This is a genomic window from Streptomyces aureus, from assembly GCF_001418135.1.
Lineage (GTDB): Bacteria > Actinomycetota > Actinomycetes > Streptomycetales > Streptomycetaceae > Streptomyces > Streptomyces aureus_A.
Genome location: NZ_LIPQ01000454.1, coordinates 1 through 4,582, shown reverse-complemented (window position 1 = coordinate 4,582; position 4,582 = coordinate 1). Strand labels below are relative to the sequence as shown.

The window sequence follows — 4,582 nt, the reverse complement described above, 5'->3', positions numbered from 1 at the left end:
CCCCTCAGCCGAGCCCCTCCAGAAGGGTCCGGTGCGCGTCGTCCCAGCGGTCGAATCCACGGACGAGGGCGTCCAGGCGCGGGTCGGGATGCCGCTGCCTCGCACCGGACAGGAAACAGCTCATGACCCGTGAACGGTCGACGTACTCCACCAGCGTCACGAACGCGGACCGGGCACCGGACTCGCTCAGGAGCGGCAGAGCGTCGGGGCGCAGATCGGCCACCGGAATCGGCAGCAGCGCGGTCGCGAGCTCCCCGAGCGACTTCAGCCACGCGTCGTCGGGTGCCACGTCGTGGAGCACCTTCCTGATGGCCGGCCGCAGTTCGGGGTTGTCCCCGCGCAGGGCCGTCAGGGCGTCGGGCCGGATCGGGCGAAGGAGGACGTCCGCCTCGTACCTCCGCCTCGCGATACGCCCGGCGAAACGGCCGAGGACGTCATGCGAGCGCAGATCGTCGGGGGACCCGGGACGTGCCGTGCGCGCCCGCTCGGCGAGCTCGTCGAGCTCCTGCGCCACATCGGTGAAGGCGTGGTCGAGCGTGAGGTACCCGAAGGCCCGCATGACTCCGGGGTCCGGCACGAGCAGGCCGGCGACGTCCGGGAAGAGCGCGGCGCCCGTCTGGTCGAGAGGAGGCCGGTTCCACGCCGGGAGCCGGCTTCGATCCGGCACACGATGTCGGAGGCGAGGAGGAGGCGCCGCGCGGCCACGCGGGCATCGACGGGTGTGTGGGCGGGCGCGACGAAGGAGTGGAGTTCGGCGAGGCGCTTGAACAGCGTCCCGCTGATGTCGGCGGGCCCGTCGGTGATCAGGTCCGCCTTGGCCAGGGCGGCCTCGAACGCGACGAGCTTCCCCCGGCCCAGCGCGTTGGCGATCGCGCTCGGCACGTAGTCGTCGGGATCCTCGTAGTCGACGTTGCGGATCCCGAGCTGATCCAGGATGGCCCGGATGCGCGGGATGTCGCGCGTGATGGACCCCGCCACGCGAAGGATGTCGTCGGCCCAGGACTCCGTCACCGGAATCACCACCCCGGTATCACGGCGGCCAGTTCGGGTGTCGCCCCTTCGAGGCCGTGGGCCCAGTTCACACGGTCGGGCACCCCGGCGAAGTGCAGGCCGAGGACCTTCCGGCCCCCGGCTTCGAGATCGACGACGAGCGACCCGGAGCTGCCGCCGAGGGTGCTGGCGTCATGGCTGATGATCCAGCTCCGTTCGTCCTTGTCCACCTCGCCCCGGCCCTCGGTGAGCACCCCTGGGGTGAGGCGCTTCACGCCCTTGACCCCGGCGAACAGTTCGGCGAAGACGTCCGGCGTCGTCGAGGCCGCGTTGCCGGGGAAGCCGACGACGTAGACACCGCGCCCACGGGAGGCGAGCGCTCCCTGCGTTGTCGTGTCGTCGCCTCGGGCCACCTGGACCGGGGCTGGGAACGGCCGTCCTCTCACGGGTTCGAGCTCCAGTACCGCCAGGTCGAGGCCGTCGAAGTTGACCCCCCTGACCGTCGGGTGGGCACATTCGGGCGCCCCCGCGCGCCCCACGCCCAGGACACGGCCGACCGGGAAGACGCGGTCCGGAGGCCCGCCGCCGACCTCCGCACCGAAGTCGACCGTCACACCGGGCTTGAGCTCCCCGCCGAACGTCCCGTCGGAGCGGGAGGGATGCGTGGAGATGACCTCCAGGACGTGGTAGTTCGTCACGACGACGCCGTCGTCGATCGCCCACGCCGTGCCCTGGTAGCCGAGGAGCGAGTGGGGGTCGTTCACCCGGCCGACCGCCCGGCAGACGGTGCGGAGCTCGGCCTGGATCACCGACAGGGAAGCGGCCCAGCCCGCCGCCGCCGGTGCCTCGACGTCGAAGAAGTCGTTCTCGACGAAGAGCACCGGGCGCGTTCCGTCGCTGTGGACGACGGCCTCCAGCCTCGCGATGTCCCCCCTGCCGAGCCGGGCATCGGTTCCCCGGTCGGCGACCTCCCCCAGCGCCTGTGCGGCGCCGCTCATCAGTGCCTCCCGCGCCGCCGGATCGGCGGTCCTCCCGAGATGCTCCTCAAGCCAGCCGACCTCGTCGGACAGTCGGGCGATCAGGCGCTCGGGATCCGGCGGACCCGGCACGCCACCCCCGCCGGCGTCCTCGAGTCCTCCGCTCTGCGACTCGCCGAGGAGCCGCTCGTAGGTGCTGCCGGCGGACATGGTGTCCCCCTGCTCGGCTCGGTCCTCGATTCCGTTCCCCGGCGCTCGGCCGGGGTCAGTGGACGCCCGCGGCCTGGGCGGTCGCCAGCTCCTCGACCCGGCTGCGGTACACCTTGGCCAGGTCGCCGCCGTTCGCGCCGGGAAGCCCCTCGGGACCGGCTCCGAGCGACTCAAGGACCGCGCCGGCACGGGCCTGACGGTCCGCCAGCCCGTCCGAGGTGTGCGGGTACAGCAGGTCGAGCCCGCGCTTGTCTCCGGCCGACAGGTTCTGCCCGTCGCCGGCCGGCGCGCAGCTGCTGGGGGTGGACTTGTAGAAGAACGCCGGGAACCGGTACAGCATCACGGACCTCGTGTCGAAGGGTCCGGAGAGGAGGTCCGGGGCGTCCACGGTGCGCAGGTTGTGGTCCACCTTCGCGCGCGGCCACTTGTTCGGCTCACCCGCGAGGAAGGTGTAGATGCCGGGGAGCCGGCCTTGTGCGTCCGCCACGAAGACCCCGGCCGGGTTCTGCGTGGGGACGTACCCGACCTCGTCCTCCCAGCGGAACTCGCCCTCGCAGGTGCCGCGCATGTTCTGGTGGGAGTGGTGGAACCCCAGTGCGTGCAGGAACTCGTGCCGCACGGTGCCCTCCCACTGGGCGGGCCTGTTCGTCGCGAACCGCCCGAGGTTCAGGCTGCGCTGGCCGGGGTTGCCTCCGACCGGTCCTCCTCCCGCGCCGATGGCGCTGTCCGTGCTGTCGGTGCCCACCAGGGAGAAGAAGCCCGGCAGGTCGAAGCTGACCCGGATCTCGGCGGCGAGGGCGGTGTCCGACGTCTTCCATCGCCGGAACGTTCCGCCCCCGCCGTTCTGCCCGAAGTCGAGTGTCAGGTTGCAGGCGTCGGTGATCTGCTTCGTCGCTCCCGCGATGTCCGCGTGCAGCTGGTTGTTCCCGTCGAGGAACGCGACCCGCACCGTCTTGCCCAGGGGCCACCTCCCGATGTCGGTGACGAGGAACTCCAGGCCACTGGCGGCCGTTGCGCGCCTCCAGCGGTCCCGCACTTCGATCTGGGCGACGACCTCGTCGGGCAGGGATTCGAGGGGGAGAGATTCGAGTTCCATGACGCGTCCTTTCGCATCACATTCAGAAATGGTCCCCCCCGACCGGTACCGGTCTGATGACGGATGGGCTGCTCGGCTCGACGCGCGAGCGTGCCGACGTCGGAAACTCATGTCCCAGTATCCTCCGAATAGAGGTATTCTGCGACTCCACTGTCACTCTGGGTAGTTCAGCTCCCGTCAGGGTGACGCTGTGTCAGGACCAGAGCTTGTTCACGGCCGTACGGGTCGTCGTCCTGAAGGCCGTCAGCGGCGCGTCCTCCAGGTCGCCCATCTGCCCCCACCGGACATACGTGACGGTCCGGCCGTCACGGCCCACCGAGAAGAGGTGGATGTCGGTGTTGCCGACCTCCGGGTCGGCGGTGTCCAGGCTGTACACCCAGGCGCCCTCCTCGACGGCGAGCTTGCCGTGGAAGGCGCTGACGGCGTGCAGGCCCGGGTTCTGCCGCTCAAGCAGGGGCCCGCAGCCGGCGAGGGCCTTGCGGAGGGTGTCGACCAGCTTCACGGCGTCGGCCTCGGTGCGGGCGACGGTGGTGATCTGGACGCCGTTGGTGTCGAGCTCGGTGTTGAACTCGCGGTAGCGGGTGTTCTGCGCCGGGATCTTGTACGGGGCGCAGAGGGCGCCGCCGTTCTCCGGGACGCCGGTGAAGACCTGGGTGGCGGTCCACGGCGTCGACGACGGCGGCATCTGGGAGGCGGCGAGGAAGGCGGGCTGGGCAGCGGCCTGCGCCGGGGCCGTGGCGAGGGCCGCGAGGCCCAGGGCGGCAGCGGCGGTGGTGGCGAGTGCGGTACGGAGCTTGTTCATGGTGGTGGATCCCCCGTCGGGTCGTTCGGTCAGTGCTCGACCAGCGTCGGGCCGGCCGCCCGCCGCCCGCAACGGTGACGCGCCCACCCTCCGTCCCGGAACCATTCCACCCCCGCTGACGTGCAAGGACGTGAAGGGTGGGACGCAGGGTCGAGGGGGATGGAATGCCGAAGGACGCCGCCGTCGAGGAGTTCGCGCGGCTCGTGCGCGCACTGAAGGCGCGGGACGGGAGGAGTTACGAGGCGCTGGGCCGGCGCCTGAGCGTCAGCGCGTCCACCCTCCACCGCTACTGCTCCGGCGCGACCGTCCCGGAGGAGTTCGCCGTGGCCGACCGCCTCGCCCTGCTGTGCGGGGCGGACGAGGAGGAGCGGCGGGCCCTGGAGGTGGCCTGGACCCGCGCGGACGGCGCCCGCCGCCCTCCGGCACCGGAACCCGCCGCGGAGCCGGCGCCCGAGCCCGGCCCGGAGCCCGCGCCCGCACGGGAGGCGGCGCCCGAGCCCGGCCCGG

General features: G+C 71.9%; 5 protein-coding genes. 1 reads left to right on the top strand and 4 read right to left on the bottom strand.

What is annotated here, in order from left to right; genetic code table 11:
• Window positions 1–4: 4 nt before the first annotated feature.
• From AOK00_RS30500 to AOK00_RS30485, 4 genes are all read right to left on the bottom strand, one after another.
• Entirely contained in the window at window positions 5–667 is a 663-nt protein-coding gene (locus AOK00_RS30500; protein WP_055603447.1) for a hypothetical protein, read from the bottom strand.
• Window positions 668–1,016: 349 nt separating this feature from the next.
• Window positions 1,017–2,177, bottom strand: a complete 1,161-nt coding sequence (locus AOK00_RS30495; RefSeq protein ID WP_055603446.1) for a trypsin-like serine peptidase — start codon at window positions 2,175–2,177, stop codon at window positions 1,017–1,019.
• Window positions 2,178–2,232: 55 nt separating this feature from the next.
• Window positions 2,233–3,273, bottom strand: a complete 1,041-nt coding sequence (locus AOK00_RS30490; RefSeq protein WP_055603445.1) for a hypothetical protein — start codon at window positions 3,271–3,273, stop codon at window positions 2,233–2,235.
• A 193-nt stretch (window positions 3,274–3,466) separates the two neighbouring features.
• Window positions 3,467–4,075 carry a hypothetical protein gene (locus AOK00_RS30485; RefSeq protein WP_055603444.1) on the bottom strand — a complete coding sequence of 203 codons (609 nt, stop codon included), beginning with the start codon at window positions 4,073–4,075 and terminating at the stop codon, window positions 3,467–3,469.
• Window positions 4,076–4,239: 164 nt separating this feature from the next.
• Between AOK00_RS30485 and AOK00_RS30480 the strand changes: the two genes are divergently transcribed.
• Window positions 4,240–4,582, top strand: a 343-nt coding sequence (locus tag AOK00_RS30480) for a helix-turn-helix domain-containing protein (protein ID WP_173861679.1), incomplete at its 3' end; no start/stop codon positions are given.

What these genes read in the sequence shown, in the direction of transcription:
- AOK00_RS30495 (WP_055603446.1), bottom strand. Translation starts at nt 2,177, where the DNA reads ATGTCCGCCGGCAGCACCTACGAGCGGCTCCTCGGCGAGTCGCAGAGC.
- AOK00_RS30490 (WP_055603445.1), bottom strand. Translation starts at nt 3,273, where the DNA reads ATGGAACTCGAATCTCTCCCCCTCGAATCCCTGCCCGACGAGGTCGTC.
- AOK00_RS30485 (WP_055603444.1), bottom strand. Translation starts at nt 4,075, where the DNA reads ATGAACAAGCTCCGTACCGCACTCGCCACCACCGCCGCTGCCGCCCTG.